Here is a 22506-nt window from a genome sequence, read left to right as displayed (position 1 = left end):
AGGGGGGCAATCACCCTTGGGCGCATAGTGTGGCCTACGGCCTGCACGAGGTGGGTCTGATCGCCTGTCTGGCGCTGACGATTTATCTGGTGATGGCGCTCGCCAGCTATCAGATCACCGACCCCGGTTGGTCACGCAGCGGTACCACCGAGCAGATCGCCAATCTGGGCGGCTGGCTCGGGGCCTGGATTGCCGACGTGTTGCTGTATCTGTTCGGCGTGCTCTCCTATCTGTTACCCCTCATCGTTGGTTACGGCGGCTGGTTGATTCATCAGGCCCGGCTGGGTACGACGGCATTCAACTGGCACCGCATGGGTGTCCGCACGCTGGGTGTGGTACTCCTCGTGGCTGGGGGGGCGGGTCTGGCGGCGCTGCATTTTAGCGGGCCGTCGGCGTTGCCGCATGAGCTGGGCGGCTTGCTGGGCGCCCAACTTGCAGACGTGCTGGTGCAGGGCGTGAGCTTTCTCGGTGCGACGCTGTTTCTGCTGGTGCTGTTTCTCACCGGGGTCACCCTGTTTACCGGTCTGTCCTGGCTCTGGCTGATGGACTGGGTGGGGCGCATCACCCTGCAAGTAGTTGACTACCTCATTACACGGCTGGGTCTGCGCGACTATTTCATTGGACGGCGTTCGCGCCTCAAGCGTGAGGTGGCGGCAAAACTGGAGCGGCGCAAGGTGGAAACCCGGGTGCCGCCCCGCATCGAACCGGTGCTCAAGGCGGTGGTCTCCAGTGAACGGGCAGTGAAGGAGCGTCAGGTGCCCTTGTTTGACGCCAGCGATAATGCATTGCCGCCGCTGTCGCTACTGGATCCGCCGGAGGCCCAGCAGATAAACCTGTCCGACAGCGCGCTGGAAGCGATGTCGCGTCAGGTGGAAATGAAGCTGATGGATTTCGGCGTCGAGGTGCAGGTGGTTGCGGTGCACCCAGGGCCGGTAATCACGCGTTTTGAAATTCAGCCTGCGGCCGGTATCAAGGTGAGCCAGATTACCAGCCTCGCCAAGGATCTGGCGCGCAGTCTTTCCACTACCAGTGTGCGCGTGGTGGAGGTTATTCCGGGTAAATCGGTGATCGGTCTGGAGTTACCCAATGAGCACCGGGCACTGGTACGGCTATCCGAAACGCTGCAATCCAGGGAGTATGAACATGCCGGCTCGCCGCTGGCACTGGCGCTGGGCAAGGACATTGGCGGTGCGCCGGTGGTGGTCGATCTGGGCAAGATGCCGCATTTGTTGGTGGCAGGTACGACCGGTTCCGGTAAATCGGTGGCTATGAATGCCATGGTGTTGAGTATCTTGTTCAATGCCCGACCCGACGAAGTGCGGCTGATCATGATCGACCCGAAAATGCTCGAGCTCTCCGTTTATCAGGGTATTGCGCACCTGCTGACGCCGGTGGTGACCGATGTGCGCGAGGCCGCCAACGCACTGAACTGGTGCGTGGCCGAAATGGAGCGGCGCTACCGCCTGATGGCGGCGCTGGGCGTGCGCAACATCGCCGGTCTCAACCGCAAGATCAAGGAGGCGGCAGACAGCGGCAAGCCGCTGGTAGACCCTATGGCGAAACCGGTGGAGGATGTTGACCCACCGTTGTTGCAGAGCATGGCCTACATCGTGGTCATCATTGATGAGTTGGCCGACATGATGATGGTGGTGGGCAAGAAAGTGGAAAACCTGATTGCGCGTCTGGCGCAAAAGGCCCGTGCCTCGGGGATACATCTGATACTTGCCACCCAGCGACCCTCGGTGGATGTGATCACCGGGCTGATCAAGGCCAACATACCGGCGCGTATCGCCTTTCAGGTCTCGGCCAAGGTGGATTCGCGCACCATACTCGACCAGATGGGCGCAGAGCAGTTGCTGGGGCAGGGCGATATGTTGTACCTGACGCCGGGCGGTGGTATCCCCACGCGGGTGCATGGGGCGTTTGTCGCCGATCATGAGGTGCACAAGGTGGTAGCGTACCTGAAGCAGCGTGGCACACCGGACTACCACGAAGAGGTGTTGCAGGGAACGATGGAGGACGCGACTACTCTAACGGGGGAAGAGGGTGACAGTGGCGAGGCCGATCCGCTTTATGATTCTGCATTACGTATTGTTACCGAGACGCGACGTGCCTCTGTCTCGGGTATTCAGCGCCGGCTCAAGATCGGCTATAACCGTGCAGCGCGCATGATTGAGGAGATGGAGCGTGCCGGGGTGGTGAGCCCATTGCAATCCAATGGCAGCCGCGAAGTGCTGGCTGCCGCGCCTCCCGAAGATTAGCCGGACAGAAGAATATGGTATTTCCACGCTCACGCTGTACAGGGTACCTCTGCGCGCTGCTGTGCGTGCCGCTGATTGCGGCGGCCACAGAATCAACGCCGGCAAGCGCAACAGCGCAGGCTGCTGTCCGTTCCGGGGCAGACACGGCGCCAGTACACTCCGTGACCGAGCGCCTGCAGGTATTCTTTCAGGGTGCCCGGACGATACAGGCAGATTTCAAGCAGACGCTGCAGGATGGCAAGGGCCGGGTAGTGCAGCGGGCGAGTGGCAGTCTGCTGATGCAGCGTCCGGGAAAGTTTCGCTGGGATTACCAAACACCTTACCGCCAGGTCATTGCCTCCGATGGCAAGGAAATCACGATTTACGACGAGGATCTGGAGCAGGCGACCATCAAGCCACTGGGCCAGGCGTTGGGTGGCACACCAGCGTCGTTGCTGAGCGGCAACCAGCCACTGGAGGAAAGCTTCAGCATCGCTCAGGCCGAGTCAAGGAATGGTCTGGACTGGGTGGAGCTAACGCCGAAGCAGACAGACAGCGGTTTCGAACGTATCCGCCTGGGTTTTGGACAAAGTGATTTGCAGGCGATGGAAATGCACGACAGTTTTGGCCAGATTACGGTGCTGAATTTTTCCAACCTGAAGTATGACGCTGCGCCGGACCCGTCACGGTTTGTGTTTGTACCCCCGGCGGGTACCGATATCCTGCGCGAAACCGCTGCCAGCCCCTCCGCTCACCAGAAGTAGGCCAGCACCAGCAGGCCGAAGCCGATTCGGTACCAGGCGAATACGCGGAAGCTGTGATTGGCGACAAAGGCGAGTAGCCCCTTGATGGCCAGCAGCCCGCTTATAAAGGCGGCAATAAACCCCGTCGCAAACAGCGTGATATCGTTGCTGCCCAGCAGGTGCCAGCTTTTATAGAGGTCATAAAGCGTGGCGGCAAACATGACGGGAATGGCGAGGAAGAAGGAGAATTCGGTTGCCGCCCGGCGTGACAGCCCAAACAGCAAGCCACCCATAATGGTGGCGCCGGAGCGGGAGGTACCGGGAATCAGGGATACGGCCTGACACAGGCCGATTTTAAGCGCCGTCTTCCAGTGGATGGCGTCGACTGAGTCTGTGTGTGGCACATAGCGCCGCTGCTCGATCAGCAAAATAATCACACCGCCCATGATTAAGGCAATGGCGACGCTGGCAGGCGTGAATAAATACGTCTTTATCATGTCATGGAATGCCAGCCCGAGGATGGCCGCAGGCAGAAAGGCAACGAACAGATTGGCAAGGAAAGTGAAGTTCTGTGTGGCCCGCTCGGGAGGGGAGGTCTGCAGCAGTGCGAGCAGGCGGATGCGGTAATGCCAGCATACGGCGAAGATGGCGCCCAACTGAATACAGATTGTAAAAGTCTTGGCACTGATGCCATTAAAACCTACCGTATCCGCAACGATGATGAGGTGTCCTGTGCTTGAGATAGGCAAAAACTCGGTGAGCCCCTCAACGATGCCAAGCAGCAGGGCTTTCAGGTGTAACAGACTATCCATGGGTGTCCTTGGTCATAAGGTGGGGGACATTATACCCCCAGTGATGTGCTTTCTTAAGGCGCGCGCGCCGCTGCACAGATACCTTTTTACACTGCATGACGGCGTCGTGGGAAAGGGTCTTTGCGTGTCGCTTCTATTTCAGTTTCGATATGAAACAGCCGGGCAATAAACTCTTCCAATAACGGCGCACAGGCGAGCAGCAACACGCTGATTTGCAGTGGGGACAGGGATAACGATGCGCCCCGGTAGCCGAGCAGTCCGGCATGCAGTGACGGGTTGTGCGCATGCAGCTCGTCCAGAAAGCGTGCATCCAGCCGCTGTAGCCCGCTGACCTCGAACAGGCCCTGAAAGGTACAGCCTTCCGGTGTCAGCGTGCCTGTCATTAGGCGACGCGGTTGTATAAATGAGTCAGGTGGCGCAGGCGTTCAGTAATGTCCGGCGTAATCTGGGCCCAGTCAAATCGCCATTTCCAGTTGCCGTGCGTAGTGCCGGGTATATTCATGCGATGTTCGCTGTCGAGTGCCAGGATATCCTGCATTGGCAGGATGGCGAGATTCGCGACTGATGCCAGTGCCATGCGGATGAGTGGCCAGGGCATGGGCTCCTCCGGTGCACCGAGGTAATCATTGATGTGTCGTTTTTGATCCGGCCCAAGCTTGTTGAACCAGCCCAGGGTGGTGTCGTTGTCGTGAGTACCCGTATAGACGACGCTGTCAATTTCATGCTGTGGCGGCAGGTAGGGATTGTGCGGGTCACCGTCAAAGGCAAATTGCAGTATTTTCATTCCCGGAAACTTGTATTTTTTGCGTAGCGCATGCACTTCAGGTGTGATCAGCCCCAGGTCTTCGGCGACCAGCGGCAGTCGACCAAAGTCTCGCTTGAGCGCGGCGAACAGTTCATCGCCCGGCGTCTTGACCCAACGCCCGCCTTCTGCGGTCGGCAGTTCTGCGGGAATTTCCCAGTATGCCTCAAAGCCACGGAAGTGATCGATGCGGATCAGATCGAATAACCGCAGTTGTGTCCGCATGCGTTCGCGCCAGCAGCGGAAACCGTCGTCACGAATGCGCTGCCAGTTGTAATGCGGATTACCCCAGCGCTGGCCATGCTCGGCGAAATAATCCGGCGGAACACCGGCGACAACACGCGCCTGTCCGCCTGGATTGAGGTCATACATGTCGCGTCGGGACCAGACATCGGAGCTGTCATGGGCAACGAATATGGGCATGTCACCAAACATCGTCACTCCATGGGCATTGGCGTAGCGTTTAAGTGCATCCCATTGACGGAAGAAAATGAATTGTTCGAAGCAGGTTTGCGTGATGGCGCTGTCATGCTGCGTGCGTGCTTTGCCGAGTGCATGCGGGTCACGATTGCGCAAAGCTGCAGGCCAGCCGAGCCATGAGTGCCCGGCATACTCGCCCTTGATCGCCTGATACAGTGCATAATCAGGCAGCCAATGGCCCTGCTGCTTTATAAAATCAGCGAACTCCTCGTGCTCGGTTGCGGGCGCCTGCTGGGTGAAGCGCTGACAGGCCCGATGCAGGAGGGATGTGTGCGACTCGCTGGCTTCAAAGTGCCCCAGCCAGCCTGCTTGCTGTAAAAGTTCGGGGCTGATGAGGTTGGGGTTGCCGGCATTGGCCGACAGGCACTGATAGGGTGAGCCATCACCGTGCGTAGGGCCGAGCGGGAGCACCTGCCACACCCGCAGGCCATTTGCCGCAAGGAATTCGACGAAGTGATAGGCTTCAGGGCCGAGATTGCCCTGCGCATGCGGGCCAGGGAGGGAGGTGGGATGCAGTATGATGCCAGCGCGCCGGGTTTTTCCTTGTCTCGACTTCACCGGGACTCCTGACCGGGGCGCATCACGCCACCCTGCGCAGGTGCCCCGCTGCCACGGGACAGCACCAGCGACAATTCTTCTGGGATGGCTTCGCCGAGCGAGCGGTACAGATTGGCAAGATGACGCCGGAACAACAATTCAAAATCACTCACACTGTCAGCGGGATTATAGCCACCGAACCACCAAAACCAGTCTGAGCCTTCACAGATGGCCATCAACTGCTCCAGTGCGGTACGCTGCTCATCAGTCACGCGGCCCGAGGCAAGCACGGAGTCATAGGCATGCTTGGCGGCACACAACCGGTCCCACGCCCTGTTTTTGTCATCATCGCCGATCCAGGTAGAGAAATTACCGTATACCCAGCTGCCTGCAACAAGGCTGGGCAGGCACTCCGTGGACGGCAGCTGGTCGAGGCAGGCCGAGAAGGTTGTCATTTCCAGTTGTGGGTGGGAGCTGAGGCGCTGATACAGGGCGCTCAGAAAGTAATAACCATTGTTGGGGTAATACTCCCATGCGTTCTCGCCATCAAGGATGATGGATACAACGCTGTTGTTACAGTCGTAGGTGTGGGCAATGCTGTCCAGGTGTGAGACGAGGTTGCCGACGGCATCGTCCGCATGCCACTTGCAGTAGGTGAAGCCGATGAGGTCGGACAGTCCGTCGTCACGGAAGAAGGTTGCGATCTTGCCTGCACCTACCGTGTACGGCCGGTACAGCCATGCCTTGTTGGCGGGCTCCGCCTTGTTGTGGCGAGTGAGGCTGCTATACAGCACAGCTTCACCACTCGCTGCCCAGCGGAAGCCAAATTCATCCAGTGTACGTAGTGCGGCATCACTGACGCTGCCTTCAGAGGGCCAGCAGCCCTGTGGCGTAAAACCAAAATGGCGGTGAAAGACCTCCATGCCATGCTGGATGTGCCAGCGCACGCGCTCTTCACCGCCAGGATAGGCGCTGGACACGGGCAGGCGCACCTCAGGCATGGCTTCACGGGCACTGCTGAAATCCAGCAGCAGCGGCAGAATGGGGTGCGCGTAAGGTGTCATGGAGAGTTCGACTTGACCGCATTCGGCAAGCTTGCGGTAGCGACCCAGTAATCCACTGAGCAGTTCGGCGATCACTGACAGCAGGGTCAGTCTGTCATTCAAGGTGAATGAATAGCTTTTGTCGAGCAGGGCGCGTACCGTCATATTCTTGCGCCGCACCGTTTCACCCAGCCATGCCAGGTGATACCACATGAGGAGATCGGCAAAGTATTGCTCACCGAGATAGTTCAAGGCCTCCGTATCGTCTTCGAGACGTCCTGCGATGTCGACCAGGCGGCGGTAATGCGGAAACGGATGGATGAGGTGTTCGTGGTTGATGCGCAGGCAGGATTTTACCAAGGCACTGCGTGCACCATTCTCTTCAGGCAATTTTTCAGCGCTGAGCGCCGCCAGTAGAGGATCATTCAGCGGTGTGCGCGAAGTTAAAAACTCATTGAGCTGATGCGCGTAGTCTGCAATCTGTTCCAGCAGGACAGGTGCAAAGTTGACGACCACGCGCGCGGCGGGTGTGTCCTCGAGCAGCGCCGCCATGTCTGTGTAATCCTTGATCGCATGCAGGTAAGTCCATGGCAGCTGGTATTCATGGGTAAGGGAGTCGCGGTATTGTGGCTGGTGCATATGCCAGCACAGCACCACCTTGAGGCGCGGCTTATCGGGCATGGTGTATGCGCTGGCCCAGCATTTCCGGGGTTACCAGCACGACGCCCTTGGGCGTTACATGAAAACGCTTGGCATCTTCGGTGTGATCGAGACCAATCACTGTGCCATCTGCTATCACGCAGGCCTTGTCGATAATGACCTTCTGCAGCGTGCAGTGACGCCCTATTTTTACATCCGGCAGGATGACGGAGTCAGTAATGGTGGAGTGGGGCTCGATAACCACATTGGAAAACAACAGGGAGCGGCGCACGGTGGCACCGGAAACGATGCAGCCTCCTGAGACGACCGAGTCCACAGCCATACCGCGCCGATCCTCTGCATCAAACACGAATTTGGCCGGTGGCAGCTGTGCCTGATAGGTCCAGATCGGCCAGTCTTCATCATACAGATTAAGCTCCGGCGTGACACCGACCAGCTCCATGTTGGCCTCCCAGAAAGTGTCCACTGTGCCCACGTCGCGCCAGTAGGCGCATTTCCCGGTATCGTGATCCAGGAATGGAAAGGCTACTACATGGTGTTTATCGATCGCCCCGGGGATGATGTCCTTGCCGAAGTCGTGTGCGGAGTGCGGAGATTCGGCATCTTTGAGTAACTGCTCATAGAGAAACTCGGCATTGAATACATAGATGCCCATGGAACAGAGCGCCACATCGGTGCGGTCCGGCAGGGGCTGAGGGCAGGCGGGTTTTTCCTGGAAATCTACCACGCGCGCATGTTCCTGCACGCTGAGGATGCCGAAGGAGCTGGCCTGCTCAAGCGGCACTTCAATGCAGCCCACGGTCAGGTCGGCGTTGTGCAAGGCATGGAAGGCGATCATCTGGCCATAGTCCATTTTGTATACGTGATCGCCACCAAGGATAAGAATATATTTCGCCTTATGGCCGCGAATGATATCCAGGTTCTGGAACACGGCATTGGCGGTGCCGGTGTACCATGAAGTTTCAATGCGCTGTTGGGCCGGTAGCAACTCGACGAATTCGCCAAACTCTCCACGCATGAAACCCCAGCCACGCTGGATATGGCCGATGAGCGAATGGGCCTTGTATTGTGTCAGTACCGAGATGCTGCGTATGCCGGAGTTGATGCAGTTGGAGAGGGGGAAGTCGATGATGCGGAACTTGCCGCCGAAGGGAACTGCGGGCTTGGCGCGCCAGAGTGTCAGGTGCTCCAGGCGTGAACCTCGACCCCCGGCCAGAATCAAGGCCAGTGTATTGCGCATGCGGCGTCGTTCGAAGCGGCGAATATGACCTGGATGCATGGGTTCTCCTTGTATCAGCTGAGGCGGTAGGGGTCATTCGCCGCGAGGCGTCGGTATGTCAACTGTAATCGAAAACGCTGTCGTTCCCCAAGCCTCGTCTATATATTGAAGAGTATATTGTATGGTACAGATGTTCCAACAGAAAACAGCAACTTTCGGGCCAGCCTTACCCATCCCGCCGGGTGGGGTGTTGGCCCCCGGATGAGGCGGGACTATGTTGCGCGAAACATGAAATATACCGCGCCCAGCAGGCACAGGCCTGCCCATAGAAAGTCCAGTTTCACGGGCTGCTGCATGTAGAAGACGGCGAATGGCACAAACACCACCAGCGTGATAATTTCCTGCAGCAGCTTTAACTGCGCGAGGCTTAGCTCGCTGTAGCCGATGCGGTTGGCAGGGACTTGCAGCAAATACTCGAACAGTGCGATACCCCAGCTTATCAGGGCAGCAAAATACCATGCCTTGTCATTGAGATTTTTAAGGTGTGCGTACCACGCAAAGGTCATGAACACATTCGACAGCGCCAGTAGCAGCGTGGTTTGCAGTATGACCGACATGCAGGCAGAGACCGGTTTTCAGGGCCCCGGCCCCGCGAGCTGGGACTGCATGAATGCAACGATGTCTGACAGGGGGATATTCCTGCTTTCACTGTCTCGTCGTCCCTGGTACTCCATCGTGCCTGTATCAAGGCCGCGCTCGCCCAGCACCAGGCGGTGTGGAATGCCGATCAGCTCCATGTCGGCAAACATCACGCCGGGGCGCAATGGACGGTCATCAAACAACACCTCTATGCCGCTGTTCTGCAGCTTCTGGTAAAGCTGCTCTGCGGCTTCACGCACTCGTTGAGACTTCTGCATGTTCATTGGCAATAGTGCTAGCTGGAACGGTGCAATCGACTGGGGCCAGATAATGCCGCGAGCGTCATTGTTCTGCTCGATGGCGGCGGCGACGATACGCGAAACACCAATGCCATAGCAGCCCATGGTCATGACCGCTGATTGGCCGGACTGGTCGAGCACGGTGGCGTTCAGTGCGGCGCTGTATTTGGTGCCGAGCTGGAAGATGTGGCCGACTTCAATGCCGCGCGCGATAGAGAGCGAACCTTTGCCGTCGGGGGCAGGGTCGCCCGCGACGACGTTGCGGATATCTGCGACCAGCGGCTCAGGCAAATCCCGCCCCCAGTTGACGCCGGTATAATGGTGGTCTTCCTGATTCGCGCCGCAGACGAAATCAGCGAGCTGTGCGGCGGCACGATCGACAATCACGTCGACTTTCAAGTCCACCGGGCCGAGTGAGCCCGGCTCGCAGTTGGCGGCGGCACGCACCTGTTCAGTGGTTGCGAAGACAACCGGGCTCGCGACCTGCTCCAGTTTACCGGCCTTGACCATATTGAGTTCATGGTCGCCGCGCAGTACCAGTGCGACAACATTGGCATGGGTTCCTTGCACCAACAACGTTTTGACGCAGCGTTCGTGAGGTATTTTCAGGAACTTGCTTACCTCATCAATGCTGTGCTGTCCCGGTGTTGCAACGCGCTGCATTGGGTGCTGTGCAGGGGGGCGGTTCCCTCCTGGCGTCATGGCCTCCGCCAACTCTACGTTGGCGGCGTAGTCGCTGGCGTCCGAAAACGCGATGGCGTCTTCGCCGGAGGTGGCGAGGACATGAAATTCCTGTGAACCGCTGCCGCCGATGGCGCCGGTGTCGGCGTATACCGCCCGAAACTTCAGCCCGAGGCGCGTAAAGATGCGTGTGTAGGCCTGGTGCATGGCGTCGTAGGTTTCCTGCAAGGAAGCCTGGTCGAGGTGGAAAGAGTAGGCGTCTTTCATCAAAAACTCGCGGGCGCGCATGATGCCGAAGCGCGGACGCGGTTCGTCGCGGAATTTGGTCTGAATCTGGTAGAACGTTGCGGGCAATTGCTTGTAGCTGCGGATTTCGTTGCGAATGAGGTCGGTGATAACCTCTTCATGGGTGGGGCCGAAGCAGAAGTCACGCTGATGGCGATCCTTGATGCGCAGCAATTCTGAGCCATAAAAACCCCACCGGCCAGACTCCTGCCACAATTCGGCAGGCTGGATCGCCGGCATCAGGACTTCTTGTGCGCCGACACGGTCCATCTCCGCGCGTACGATGGCTTCCACTTTGCGCAACACGCGCAGACCGAGCGGCAACCAGGTGTAGATGCCGGCGGCCAGTTTGCGGATCATGCCCGCCCGCAACATCAACTGGTGGCTGATGACCTCGGCATCGGCGGGAACTTCTTTGAGCGTGGGAAGCAGTAGTCGAGATGTGCGCATGTGTTGACGGGTCGCCGGAGATTCAGGAGTTGTTATGCAGCAGCCCTGCTGTTTCCGCAAGGCGTTTGCCGAGTGCGCGGCACAGGCGCTTTTCTTCCTCGCTCAGCGCCAGGTTGCTGTCAGCGCCTGCAAGATGGCTTGCGCCATAGGGGGTGCCGCCGGTGGTAGTGCTGGTGAGATCAGGTTCACTGTAGGGCAGGCCCACGAGCAGCATGCCATGGTGCAGCAAGGGCAACATCATGCTGACCAGCGTGGTTTCCTGTCCGCCGTGGAGCGAGGCGGTGGAAGTAAATACCGCTGCCGGTTTGCCGATCAAGGCCCCCGATAGCCACAGTGCGCCGGTGCTGTCGAGAAAGTATTTGAGCGCAGCAGCCATATTGCCGAAACGGGTCGGGCTGCCCAGCGCCAGGCCCGCACACTCGCGCAAGTCGTCTGTGGTGACATAGGGTGGTCCGCTGGCCGGGATGGCATCTTCTGTCGCCTCACACACGGCGGTGACGGCAGGTACGGTGCGTATGCGGGCGGCCATGCCGGGCACCTCTTCGATGCCGCGTGCTATCTGGTGCGCCATTTGGGCTACATTGCCGTTACGGCTGTAATAAAGGACAAGAATATCCGGCATGGCGTGAGAGGTCATCGGTCTGCGGTGCTCTGATACGCTATGGTAGCCGAGTTGGGGCTTGCTTGACAGTGCAGGAGACGGGTGCTAGGTTTGCGAAACCACGCGGTATCCGCCTTCCGTTCCTGATGTGCATGGATATGCCCATGATTGTATCTCGCCTCCGCTACCTTGCGCCGCTCATGTTCAGCATGATGCTGGGTTGCACCAGCATTCCTACCCAGGAGATGAGCGATGCGCGCCAGGCGGTGCAGGCCGCACGTGATGCGAACGCGGGCCAGCTGGCGCCGGAGATTATGGAAGGTGCGGAAACGTTGCTTAACCGGGCCAAGCAGGCGCTCGATGCGGGGGCCTATAACCAGGCGCGCGATGAAGCCGTCGCGGCACGGCGCGAAGCGATCAAGGCACGTAGCGAAGCACTGAAGGCCGCGCCCTTACCTTAAAAGTCAGGTTTTTGGATGCGGTATCCGGGTTAACCAGCCGCAACAGAGCTGCGCGGTGTCACACTTCGATCATTTCAAAATCTTCTTTGCCGGCGCCGCATTCCGGGCATTTCCAGTTCAGAGGAATATCCTCCCATTTTGTTCCGGGTGGAATGCCCTCCTGGGGCAGGCCTGCGGCCTCATCGTAGATAAAGCCGCAGATCACGCACATATATGACTTCATTAAAACTCCTGATGGTGGGCGACAGGTCGTCTTCAGCCTGTCACGAAACGCTATTTTCGCACGTCCTTGCAATGGATGAAACCATCCTCGCTGCGCGACACAAATGCTATAGTACGAATCATGCCCAACCAGCCTGAAAATCCACCGGTAGTGATGGTGTTCGCAGGGAGCGATCCTACCGGTGGAGCCGGGCTGCAAGCCGATATCGAGGTATTGGCGAGTCAGGGTTGTCACGCAGCATCCGTGGTTACTGCGCTCACCGCACAGGACACGACAGGCATCAAGGATTGCATGGCGGTTGATGCCACGCTGGTGATTGAGCAGGCGCGCGCTGTGCTTGAGGATATGCCGGTAGCGGCCTTCAAGATTGGCATGCTGGGTAGCCGTGCGGTGGCCGAGGCCATACATACCATTCTCAAGGATTATCCCGGCGTACCCGTGGTGCTTGATCCCGTGCTTACTTCCGCAGGGGGGTATGAGCTGGCCGATGCATCGCTGCAGGCCGCCATGATTGCACTCTTGCTACCCCTGGCCACTGTGCTCACGCCCAACAGCCTGGAGGCGCGGGCGCTGGCATCCGCCGCCGACACCCTGGATGCCTGCGCCCAGCAACTCATGGAGTACGGCAGCGAGTTTATACTGGTGACGGGCACGCACGAGAACACGCCGGAGGTTATCAACACCCTGTATGGCAATCATCGCAAACTGGAAACCTTTCACTGGGAACGTTTGCCAGGCAGTTATCATGGCTCCGGCTGTACGCTGGCATCGGCTATCGCGGGTATGCTGGCGCACGGACTTGAACCGTTCACCGCGATACATGAGGCGCAGCAGTACACCTGGAATGCGCTCAAGCACGCGCGCCGCCTGGGTAAGGGACAGTATCTGCCCAACCGCCTGTTTTGGGTGCAACACGAAGACGGCGAATGACTGGCCTTGCCTCCCTGGTACGTACTGAAAGGCCGCGCCTGCGCGGTCTGTATGGGATTACCAGTGCTGACGCGCTGGGTGTTGAGAAGCTGGTGCAGCATGTAACGCAGGCCCTGGAGGGTGGGGCTGCACTGATACAATACCGCGATAAGGGCACGGACACGGTACGCCGATTGTCCGAGGCTTGCGCCCTGCGCGAGATTTGTCGCAGTTATCAGGCACCCTTCATCATCAATGATGACGTTGCGCTGGCGCGTGCAGTGGGAGCGGACGGCGTGCATTTGGGGGATGACGATGCCGCAGTGAGCGAAGCACGGCAGCAGTTGGGCCGTGACGCCATTATCGGCGTGTCGTGTTACAACACCTTGATACGGGCACGCGCGGCGGCGGCCGGCGGTGCGGATTATGTTGCGTTTGGGCGCTTTTTTCCGTCACACACCAAGCCGCAGGCCGTCACGGCCAGTCTGGGGTTGCTGCGCGCGGCGCGTGCCGAGCTGCAGATCCCGATTGTGGCTATCGGCGGCATCACACCTGACAACGGTGCGCAACTGGTCGCTGCCGGGGCAGACATGCTCGCCGTGGTGGAAGGCGTGTTTGGCGCGGACGATGTGCGCGGCGCGGCGCAATACTACACACAACTATTTGAACAGCAGGAAAAATAATTATGACCAGGTCACACGAGCTTTTTGTCGCAGCCCAGAAGCATATCCCCGGCGGGGTTAACTCACCGGTGCGCGCTTTTCGCGGCGTAGGCGGCGAGCCGGTGTTTTTCAGTCGTGGCGAGGGTGCGTACCTCATCGATGAAGACGGCAGGCGCTATATTGATTATGTGGGCTCGTGGGGGCCGATGATTGCGGGCCATGCCCATCCGCAGGTGATTGAAGCAGTCAAAATGGCGATAGAGCAGGGCCTGGGTTTTGGCGCGCCTACCGCGATTGAGACTGCGATGGCGGACAAGGTGTGCGAACTGGTGCCTTCGATTGAAATGGTGCGCATGGTCAGCTCAGGCACGGAGGCCACCATGAGTGCTATCCGTCTGGCGCGTGGGTTTACCGGGCGGGACAAGATCATCAAGTTTGAAGGCTGTTATCACGGCCATTCCGACTCGTTGCTGGTAAAGGCCGGTTCCGGCGCGCTCACTCTGGGCGTGCCAACCTCGCCGGGAGTGCCCGCGGCACTGGCTGAGCATACTCTGACACTCGCCTACAACGAGCTTGAGCAGGTACAGGCCGCCTTTGTGCGGTACGGTGCGGAGGTTGCCTGTGTCATCGTTGAGCCTGTGGCGGGAAACATGAATTGCGTGCCGCCCGTGCCGGGGTTCCTCGAAGGATTACGCAAACTATGCGACGCACACGGCAGCGTACTGATCTTTGATGAAGTCATGACGGGTTTTCGCGTGGCGCTCGGCGGTGCCCAGCAGCATTATGGCGTGAAGGCGGATATCACCACGCTGGGCAAGGTTATCGGTGGCGGTTTGCCGGTAGGCGCGTTTGGTGGGCGCAAGGACATCATGCAGCAGATTGCCCCGCTGGGCCCTGTGTATCAGGCCGGTACGCTGTCGGGTAATCCGGTCGCGATGGCGGCCGGGCTTGCCATGTTGCACCTGGTCAGTGAGCCGGATTTCCATGCGCGCCTCAGCGCAACCACCAGGCGCCTGACAGATGGACTGGTGCAACGTGCGCAGCAGGCGGATGTGCCACTGTGTGTGAATCAGGTGGGCGGCATGTTTGGGCTATTCTTCAGCAGTGAAAAAAGCATCCACAACTTCGCACAGGTCATGGCGTGCGATGTGGAGCGCTTCAAGAAATTCTTTCATGCCATGCTGGAGGAGGGTGTGTATCTGGCGCCCTCAGCATTTGAAGCCGGCTTTGTGTCGAGTGCACATGGTGGCGCCGAGATTGACGCCACCCTGGCTGCGGCAGAGAAGGTGTTTGCACGTCTCGTGTCCTAGTCCTGGCAGGGTGCTACTCCTGCTGGTTTGTGCGCATACTCAGCATGTCGCGGAGTGTGGTGTCGCGCGTGAATACGTGGTGCAGCAGGCCCATCGCCACGTGCCCGATCCAGTAAGCCCAGACGAAGCCGGCGATAAATTCATGCACCTCTTTGGCTGCGCCGGTGACGAGGTTGGTCTGGCCGTTTTCCGGTAGCGCGAAGAATAACACCGCGCCGGTGAGCCCCGCGCCGGTCACGGCGAGAATGCCGAGGCCGTGGATCAGTCCCGAGAACTTGCCTTTGGGTCCGCCGGGCGGAAGGCGCAGCGTCAGCAGTCCACGCAGTTCCTGCGCGATGGCGGTGCGTTCAGCTGTACCCCAGGGGAAGAGGTGGCGCATGCCGACGCCGCCCGCGCCCCACAGGCTCCATGCCCAGTGCAGCAATACTACGGCAAGCGCCGTCATGCCCAGCCACTCATGGCTGTGAAACACCAGAGCCTCAAGCCCGCTGAGCGGGTGATCCGGCTCCGGCGCTTCCATCACGAGGCTGTTCAGTAATTGCAGGCTCACCGTGAGTGCCAGCCCCATATGCAGAAAGCGTGTAGCGCGATCCCAACAACGGTGATGATGTGTGTCAGCAGTCATGATCGGTCTCCTGTAAGTACGCCGGACGGAAACCCGTCCGGCGTGCACCAGTAGTAATATGGTTAATCGTGGTCCCTGGTTTCGTCGGCATCTTCCCGCTCATCGTCGTCGGCTTCTTTGCCGTGTTCCTTCGACTCATCCTCGGATTCAGCCTTGCCCTTATGCTCGCGTTTCTCATGAGCGGCTTTATCTTTGTGTTCATAAGGCGCTGCCGTTGTAGAAGATGGTGCCGCGGTCTTCTCGTGTTTCTCGCCGGCAATGGCTGTGCCACCCAGGCCCAGTGCAAGCAGTGAGGCCGCCAGTGCCGCACTTAGTGTGTTTTTGTGTAACATGATGTAGCTCCTCTGTGGATGACGTGTTGAACCATTCAGCACGTTGGAACAGAGCATGGCACTGGCCACATTACCTCCGCCTTTCCGCAGCATTAAAAATTGGTAATGTCACAGACCCATGCGCTGGCTTATGATGGGGCATGCGTATTCTGCTGATTGAAGACGACCGTCAGGCGGCGGCCTATCTGGTTAAAGGCCTGAAAGAGAGCGGCTATGCGGTGGATCACGCCGCCAATGCGGGGGAGGGCAGCCATCTCGCGTTGCAGGAGAACTATGACGCCATGATTATCGACCGCATGCTGCCCGGGGGTGACGGCCTGTCCATCATCGAAGCGATACGGGGGCGTGGCAATGCCACACCCGTGCTCATCCTGAGTGCGCTGGGTGAGGTGGACGATCGCGTCAAGGGTCTGCGTGCCGGGGGTGACGACTATCTTACCAAGCCCTATGCCTTTTCCGAGCTGCTGGCACGGCTTGAAGCGCTGTTGCGCAGGCGAGCGGGCGGCGTAGATGGCCAGCTGCGCGTTGCCGATCTGGAGATGGATCTACTGGCGCGCAGCGTGACACGCGGCGGTACGCGCATTGATTTACAGCCGCGCGAATTTCGCCTGCTTGAATATCTGATGCGTCACAGCAATCAGGTGGTCACGCGCACCATGCTGCTTGAGCATGTGTGGGATTACCACTTTGATCCGCAGACCAATGTGATCGACGTCCATGTCAGCCGTTTGCGCCAGAAGATCGACAAGAATTTTTCCGCGCCACTGTTGCATACGGTGCGTGGCGCCGGGTATTGCCTGCGTGCGCCTGCCTAATCTCTTTCGCACCAGCGCATTCCGCGTGGCGCTGCTGTATGCGGCCCTGTTCGGAGGTTCCGGCTTTGCCGCACTCGGTTTTGTGTACTGGACGACCACAAACTACCTGGAAGCGCAAACTGATACGATGATACGCGCAGAGGTGGATGTCCTGCGTGAGATATATCAACGCACAGGATTAAAGGGCTTGCAACGCACTGTCGATGAGCGCTCCAAGGTGGGGGATGATACTGGTCATATCTACCTGCTTGCCGGCCCGGACTACACGCTGTTGGCAGGAAATCTACCGGCTTGGCCGGAGAGCCTGCGCACCGGTGATGCGTGGGGTCGTTTGAGAGTTGTGGAACACGACAGTGATGAGGGGCATGAGACGCGTGAGGCCCGCGTGCTGAGTTTCACCCTGCCGGGCACGTTGCATCTGTTGGTCGGTCGAGACCTGCACGAACGTGAGGAACTGCGCGAACACACGCTAGACACGTTGTTCTGGGCGCTGGGTGTGATGATTGCGCTCGCGCTTGCCGGTGGTCTGGTGCTGAGCAGGGGTGTCTTGCGGCGCATCGAACATATCAATCGCACCAGTCGCGAGATCATGGCCGGACATTTCGATCAGCGCATGCCGCTCAGCGGCAGCGGCGATGAGTTTGATCAACTGGCGCAGAATCTCAATCTCATGCTGGAGCGGATCGAACGCCTGATGGTCGGGTTGCGGGAGGTTACTGATAACGTCGCGCACGACTTGCGCAGCCCGTTGACCCGTTTGCGCAGCCGCCTTGAACACAGCCAGCGTAGTGCACCGGACAGTACTGAGTATCAAAATATCATCGAACAAACGCTGCGCGATGTCGACGGGCTGCTGGCCACGTTCAATGCCCTGCTCAGCATTGCCCAGCTGGAGGCAGGGACGCGCCGCGGCGACTGGGAGCTGCTTGATGCCGGTGCATTGGAGAACGATATGGCTGAGCTGTATCAGCCGCTGGTTGAGGAGCATGGCGACATGCTGACAGTCGACGCCGAGCGCGGGCTTGTGCTGCACGGAAGTCGTGAGCTGCTATCGCAGGCGCTTGCCAATCTGCTAGATAATGCCATCAAATACACGTCCCGTGGCAGCCACATACGACTCAGCGTGGCGAGTGTTGATGGAGCCATTGACCTCTGTGTGGCCGATAATGGCCCCGGCATTCCGGTCGAGGCACGTGAGCGGGTGTTGGAGCGTTTCGTCCGGCTGGATGGCAGCCGGCATCAGCCGGGTAGTGGGCTTGGCCTCAGTCTGGTGCGTGCAGTTGCGCAACTGCACCGCGCTACATTGCAACTGGATGATAATCATCCGGGGCTCAAGGTAACATTGCGCTTTCCCCTGTCACCGTAACGCTGCAGGGCTCCTTTCCTTTACAATAGTTGTCGTAGTCTCTCAGGGTATTTCAATGTTTGACAATCTCAGCGAACGTCTTGGTCGCATCCTCAAAAACCTGCGTGGTCAGGGCCGCTTAAGCGAAGACAACATCAAGGACACGCTGCGCGAGGTACGCATGGCGTTGCTGGAAGCCGATGTCGCGCTGCCGGTGGTACGCGAATTCGTCGAGCGCGTGCGTGTACGCGCCGTGGGTCAGGACGTGGCGCAGAGCCTCACGCCTGGTCAGGCACTGATCAAGATCGTGCACACAGAGCTGGTTACGCTCATGGGTGAGGCCTGCGAAGAGTTGAAACTCAACGTGCCTCCGCCGGCAGTAATCCTGATGGCAGGTTTGCAGGGTGCAGGCAAGACCACCAGCAGTGGCAAGCTGGCGCGGCTGCTAAAAGAGCGCCTGAAAAAGCGTGTCTTGCTGGTCAGTACTGACATATACCGTCCCGCTGCCATTGAGCAGCTGCGGGTGCTGGCCGCAGACGTGGGTGCGGAATTTTTCCCGAGCGAGGTAACGCAAGCTCCGGTAGCTATTGCTGAGGCCGCGCTGGCGCACGCACGCACGCGCAGTATTGATGTGGTCATCATTGACAGCGCAGGCCGGCTGCATATTGATGGCGAAATGATGGACGAGATCAAGCGCCTGCACGCAGTGCTGAATCCAGTAGAGACATTGTTTGTGGTGGACAGCATGACCGGCCAGGACGCCGTTAACAGTGCCCGCGCCTTCAATGAAGCGCTGCCACTCACCGGCGTCATTCTCACCAAGACCGACGGCGATGCGCGTGGCGGCGCCGCGCTTTCGGTGCGCCATGTCACCGGTAAGCCCATCAAATTTCTCGGCACCGGCGAAAAGACCGGTGCGCTGGAGCCATTTCATCCCGAGCGCGTCGCGTCGCGCATCCTCGGCATGGGTGATGTGCTGAGCCTGGTGGAAGAGGCGGGCCGCACTGTCGACATGCAGCAGGCGGAGAAGATGGCCGCCAAGCTGAAAAAAGGCAAAGGTTTTGATTTGGAAGATTTTCGTGATCAGCTGCGCCAGATACGCGCCATGGGTGGCATGGCAGGCGTGATGGAAAAACTGCCCGGCATGATGAATATTCCCGCTGCTGCGCAAGGCCAGATCAATGACAAAGACCCGCAACGCATGGAAGTCATCATCAACTCCATGACGCTTGCGGAACGCCGCAAGCCCGACATATTGAACGGTTCGCGCAAACGCCGCATCGCAGCAGGCTCCGGCACCCAGGTGCAGGATGTCAACCGCCTGCTCAAGCAATATGACCAGATGCAGCGCATGATGAAGCAGGTCGCCAAGGGCGGCATGGCGAAAATGCTGCACAACATTAAAGGGCGCATGAAAGGGCGCATGCCGTTTTAATGGGTTGTTGGAAAAGACTATCTCTGGTCTTTTTCAGCATGAAAATGAACACGTGTGACTAATTCATGCTCTGTGGCGCGATTTTGCTTCACCATGGTGAGATATCTTGCTCTTGCTCTTGCTCTTGCTCTTGCGAGTTGAGCCCCTATATACTTATAAACCATACGCCTTTGCTCAGTTATTTCTCAGCTAACCAGGTGGCCGGTATTGGCCATATCGGGGTAAGCAATGAAGACGTCTGGTCTCATGGTTGGTTTGACGCTGGATGGGCAGCGCTATGCGCTGCCTCTCGCCCAGGTAGAAAGGGTCATCCGCGCGGTTGAGATTATCCCCCTGCCCAAAGCGCCGGAGATCATCGCGGGCGTGATCAATGTCCGGGGGCAGGTGATCCCGGTGGTCAATATCCGCAAGCGGTTCCGCCTGCCTGATCGGGAAATAATGCTCAGTGACCAGTTCGTCATCGCGCGCACGTCGCGGCGGCCGGTGGCGCTTGTGGCGGATGGGACTGACGGGGTCATCGAACTCCCGGAACATCGGGTCGTGCGCGCGGAGAAAATTCTGCCCGACATGGACTATGTCGAGGGCGTCGCTAAGCTTGATGACGGCATGATCCTGATTCACGACCTCGACAAGTTTCTTTCTTTCCAGGAAGAAAAGACCCTGGAGCACGCGCTGTCCGGCGCTACGGCGCGCAAACCATGAATCCCGGCCTTTCCGAGATGCTGTTGTCGCAATTCAGCGACTTTATCGCCGCCCGGATCGGCTTGCATTTCCCCCGGGAACGCTGGTGTGACCTCGAGCGCGGAATCAGTTCAGCCGCCCGGGACTTTGCGCTGGGGGATGCGCGTGCGTGCGTCGAGTGGCTTATGTCCCACCCGCTGACGAAGCGCGAGATCGAGATACTGGCGAGCCACCTGACCGTAGGGGAGACCTATTTCTTCCGGGAAGAGAAAAGCTTTGCGGCGCTCGAAGCGCACATTCTCCCGGAATTGATACGCCGGTGGCGTGATGGCGAAAAGCGCCTGCGCATCTGGAGCGCCGGCTGCTGTACGGGCGAAGAGCCTTATTCCGTTGCGATTCTGCTCAACCGGATGATTCCCGACCTGGACGACTGGAATCTTACCCTCCTGGCGACGGACATCAATCCGCATTTTCTCGGTAAGGCATCGAACGGCGTATACAACGAGTGGTCGTTTCGCGCGACCCCTGGGTGGGTCAGGGAACGATATTTCACTAAAACCTCTGAAGCCCGCTTCGAGCTTGATCCCCGGATCCGCAGACGAGTCACGTTTTCCTACCTCAACCTGGCGGAGGATGTGTATCCCTCGCTGCTGAACAACACCAACGCCATGGATGTCATTTTCTGCCGCAATGTGCTGATGTACTTTTCTCCGCAACGCGCGCAGCAGGTCATCCGCAATCTTCACCGCTGTCTGGTGGATGGCGGCTGGCTGATCGTCAGCCCGAGCGAAGCCTCGCATACGCTATTTTCGGAGTTTTCGACGGTAAATTATCCGGGAATTATCCTTTACCGCAAAGTTTCGAGTTGCAAGTTTAAGGTTGCGAGCCCTGCGCCGGAACCCATGACATTAAACGTCGAACTCGAAACTTTAAGCTCGCAACCCGAAACGGCCAGCGCAAAACCCGAAACGGAAACGCCCAGGCCGCAACAGAAACCCTCATACCGGCAGGCCCAGGCGCTGTACGAGCAGGGCTGCTACGACGAGGTATCCGAAGAACTGCAAGCCGTGTTGACGCAGGAACCGGGCAACACCGAGGCGATGACGCTACTGGCGCGGACCCTGGCGAATCAGGGAAGGCTCGCCGAGGCGCTGGCGTGGTGCGAGAAGGCCGTCGCCGCGGGCAAGCTCAATCCGGCATCGCATTATCTCCTTGCCATTATTTTACAGGAACAAGGACAGGATGCGGACGCTGTTGCTTCGCTGAAGCGCGCGCTCTATCTCGATCCGGATTTCGCCCTGGCTCATTTCGCGCTCGGTAATCTTGTTCGCCGGCAGGGCAGGCACAAGGAGTCGGAAAGGCATCTTCAAAACGCGCTCTCGATTCTGGACAAGTACCCGCAGGAAGACCGCCTCCCGGTATCGGAGGGGATGACCGCCGGCAGACTCAGGGAAATCATTCGATCAATGGTTCATAAGGAGATGGCGGCATGAAAGACAGCAAGACGGCCCCGCCCAGGAAAAAAACAACCGCTGTTGACTGGGATGCCGTCCGTCGCCGCCTGACGGAGGCGCAGGCGATGACGGATAAGGGATGGACGCCCGCCCCGGCGGAACAGAAGAAAATCCTCAGGGCGCGGGCCAAGGCCGCCGCGCAAGAGCCGCCTGCGCGGGAGGCCGCCGGAGAGCAGATCGAGATCGTGGAATTCCTGCTGGCGTATGAAAGGTACGGCATCGAATCGTCCTATGTGCGCGAGATCCATCCGCTCAAGGAACTCACGCCGCTGCCGTGCACGCCCGCGTTTGTCCTCGGCATCATCAACATCCGCGGCCAGATACTCTCGGTTCTGGACATCAAGAAGTTCTTCGATCTTCCGCAGAAGGGTCTGACCGATCTCAACAAGGTCATCATCGTCAGGTCGCGGGGAATGGAGCTCGGCATCCTGGCGGATGCCATTCTCGGCGTGCGCTCAATTTCGCGCAAAGAGATTCAACCATCGCTGCCGACACTGACGGGCATCCGGGAAGACTATCTCACCGGAGTGACGAAGGAACGCGTGGTGATCCTGGACGCCGCGAAGCTGTTATCGGACAGAAAGATCATCGTGCAGGAGGAAGTGGAAGCATAGGAAAGTGCGGAACGCGGAATAAAAAAGAACACGCATGCCATGAAGGATCGAATCCGCAATCCGAAATCCGTAATTGAAAAACGAGGGAA

At 58.8% G+C, this 22506-nt stretch carries 23 protein-coding genes; 12 read left to right on the top strand and 11 right to left on the bottom strand.

The window, feature by feature from the left end:
• Positions 1–29 precede the first annotated feature (29 nt).
• Complete coding sequence (locus tag Q8L89_01230; protein MDP1707690.1) at positions 30–2261, top strand: DNA translocase FtsK 4TM domain-containing protein; 2232 nt, start codon at positions 30–32, stop codon at positions 2259–2261.
• Between the two features lie 14 nt (positions 2262–2275).
• Positions 2276–3004, top strand: coding sequence for an outer membrane lipoprotein chaperone LolA (lolA, locus tag Q8L89_01225; GenBank protein ID MDP1707689.1), 729 nt, complete (start codon positions 2276–2278; stop codon positions 3002–3004).
• Here lolA and Q8L89_01220 read toward each other — a convergent pair.
• The 8 genes from Q8L89_01220 to wrbA form a co-directional block, all read right to left on the bottom strand.
• A complete protein-coding gene (locus Q8L89_01220; protein MDP1707688.1) occupies positions 2992–3795 on the bottom strand; it encodes an undecaprenyl-diphosphate phosphatase in 804 nt (267 codons plus the stop codon). The genes lolA and Q8L89_01220 overlap by 13 nt on opposite strands.
• 86 nt (positions 3796–3881) lie before the next feature.
• Positions 3882–4178, bottom strand: coding sequence for a hypothetical protein (locus tag Q8L89_01215; GenBank protein MDP1707687.1), 297 nt, complete (start codon positions 4176–4178; stop codon positions 3882–3884).
• The gene (gene malQ, locus Q8L89_01210) at positions 4178–5635 is read right to left on the bottom strand and encodes a 4-alpha-glucanotransferase (protein ID MDP1707686.1); all 1458 of its coding nucleotides are present in this window, start codon (positions 5633–5635) and stop codon (positions 4178–4180) included. Before malQ ends, Q8L89_01215 begins: the two co-directional genes overlap by 1 nt.
• Positions 5632–7338 (bottom strand): glycoside hydrolase family 57 protein, encoded by a 1707-nt coding sequence (locus Q8L89_01205; GenBank protein ID MDP1707685.1) that lies wholly within the window; start codon positions 7336–7338, stop codon positions 5632–5634. Before Q8L89_01205 ends, malQ begins: the two co-directional genes overlap by 4 nt.
• Entirely contained in the window at positions 7328–8596 is a 1269-nt protein-coding gene (glgC, locus tag Q8L89_01200) for a glucose-1-phosphate adenylyltransferase (GenBank protein MDP1707684.1), read from the bottom strand. Before glgC ends, Q8L89_01205 begins: the two co-directional genes overlap by 11 nt.
• Before the next feature lie 212 nt (positions 8597–8808).
• The gene (locus tag Q8L89_01195; protein ID MDP1707683.1) at positions 8809–9153 is read right to left on the bottom strand and encodes a DMT family protein; all 345 of its coding nucleotides are present in this window, start codon (positions 9151–9153) and stop codon (positions 8809–8811) included.
• An 18-nt stretch (positions 9154–9171) separates the two neighbouring features.
• On the bottom strand, positions 9172–10890 hold the full coding sequence (locus Q8L89_01190) for a proline--tRNA ligase (protein MDP1707682.1): 1719 nt from the start codon (positions 10888–10890) through the stop codon (positions 9172–9174).
• A 22-nt stretch (positions 10891–10912) separates the two neighbouring features.
• Complete coding sequence (wrbA, locus tag Q8L89_01185) at positions 10913–11512, bottom strand: NAD(P)H:quinone oxidoreductase (GenBank protein MDP1707681.1); 600 nt, start codon at positions 11510–11512, stop codon at positions 10913–10915.
• A gap of 143 nt (positions 11513–11655) precedes the next feature.
• Here wrbA and Q8L89_01180 point away from each other — a divergent pair, with 143 nt between their 5' ends.
• Positions 11656–11952: a DUF4398 domain-containing protein gene (locus Q8L89_01180; protein ID MDP1707680.1), complete on the top strand. Its 297-nt coding sequence runs from the start codon at positions 11656–11658 to the stop codon at positions 11950–11952.
• Positions 11953–12010: 58 nt separating this feature from the next.
• Here Q8L89_01180 and Q8L89_01175 read toward each other — a convergent pair whose 3' ends face one another.
• Entirely contained in the window at positions 12011–12175 is a 165-nt protein-coding gene (locus tag Q8L89_01175; GenBank protein MDP1707679.1) for a rubredoxin, read from the bottom strand.
• Between the two features lie 120 nt (positions 12176–12295).
• On the opposite strand from Q8L89_01175, the gene Q8L89_01170 reads away from it, so the two are divergent.
• The 3 genes from Q8L89_01170 to hemL are packed head-to-tail and all read left to right on the top strand — an operon-like array spanning position 12296 to position 15056.
• Positions 12296–13105, top strand: a complete 810-nt coding sequence (locus tag Q8L89_01170) for a hydroxymethylpyrimidine/phosphomethylpyrimidine kinase (protein MDP1707678.1) — start codon at positions 12296–12298, stop codon at positions 13103–13105.
• Complete coding sequence (gene thiE, locus Q8L89_01165; protein MDP1707677.1) at positions 13102–13767, top strand: thiamine phosphate synthase; 666 nt, start codon at positions 13102–13104, stop codon at positions 13765–13767. Before Q8L89_01170 ends, thiE begins: the two co-directional genes overlap by 4 nt.
• Positions 13768–13769: 2 nt before the next feature.
• Positions 13770–15056 (top strand): glutamate-1-semialdehyde 2,1-aminomutase, encoded by a 1287-nt coding sequence (hemL, locus tag Q8L89_01160; protein MDP1707676.1) that lies wholly within the window; start codon positions 13770–13772, stop codon positions 15054–15056.
• Between the two features lie 13 nt (positions 15057–15069).
• Here the strand turns inward: hemL and Q8L89_01155 are convergent, their stop codons facing one another.
• Positions 15070–15681, bottom strand: coding sequence for a cytochrome b/b6 domain-containing protein (locus tag Q8L89_01155; GenBank protein ID MDP1707675.1), 612 nt, complete (start codon positions 15679–15681; stop codon positions 15070–15072).
• A 62-nt stretch (positions 15682–15743) separates the two neighbouring features.
• A complete protein-coding gene (locus Q8L89_01150; protein MDP1707674.1) occupies positions 15744–16013 on the bottom strand; it encodes a hypothetical protein in 270 nt (89 codons plus the stop codon).
• 140 nt (positions 16014–16153) lie between these two features.
• On the opposite strand from Q8L89_01150, the gene Q8L89_01145 reads away from it, so the two are divergent.
• The 6 genes from Q8L89_01145 (at position 16154) to Q8L89_01120 (ending at position 22417) form a co-directional block, all read left to right on the top strand.
• The gene (locus Q8L89_01145; protein ID MDP1707673.1) at positions 16154–16828 is read left to right on the top strand and encodes a response regulator transcription factor; all 675 of its coding nucleotides are present in this window, start codon (positions 16154–16156) and stop codon (positions 16826–16828) included.
• A complete protein-coding gene (locus tag Q8L89_01140) occupies positions 16794–18194 on the top strand; it encodes a HAMP domain-containing sensor histidine kinase (protein ID MDP1707672.1) in 1401 nt (466 codons plus the stop codon). The genes Q8L89_01145 and Q8L89_01140 overlap by 35 nt, the downstream gene beginning before the upstream one ends.
• A gap of 55 nt (positions 18195–18249) precedes the next feature.
• Positions 18250–19608 (top strand): signal recognition particle protein, encoded by a 1359-nt coding sequence (gene ffh / locus Q8L89_01135; GenBank protein MDP1707671.1) that lies wholly within the window; start codon positions 18250–18252, stop codon positions 19606–19608.
• Positions 19609–19836: 228 nt separating this feature from the next.
• On the top strand, positions 19837–20310 hold the full coding sequence (locus Q8L89_01130; protein MDP1707670.1) for a chemotaxis protein CheW: 474 nt from the start codon (positions 19837–19839) through the stop codon (positions 20308–20310).
• Positions 20307–21782, top strand: coding sequence for a CheR family methyltransferase (locus Q8L89_01125; protein ID MDP1707669.1), 1476 nt, complete (start codon positions 20307–20309; stop codon positions 21780–21782). Before Q8L89_01130 ends, Q8L89_01125 begins: the two co-directional genes overlap by 4 nt.
• Positions 21779–22417 (top strand): chemotaxis protein CheW, encoded by a 639-nt coding sequence (locus Q8L89_01120; GenBank protein MDP1707668.1) that lies wholly within the window; start codon positions 21779–21781, stop codon positions 22415–22417. Before Q8L89_01125 ends, Q8L89_01120 begins: the two co-directional genes overlap by 4 nt.
• Positions 22418–22506 lie beyond the last annotated feature (89 nt).

It is taken from the genome of Gammaproteobacteria bacterium (assembly GCA_030680605.1).
In the GTDB taxonomy this organism is placed as follows: Bacteria; Pseudomonadota; Gammaproteobacteria; order SURF-13; family SURF-13; genus JAQBXX01.
Note: the sequence above shows the minus strand (reverse complement) of the source record. Positions and strands in the feature narration are given on the sequence as shown.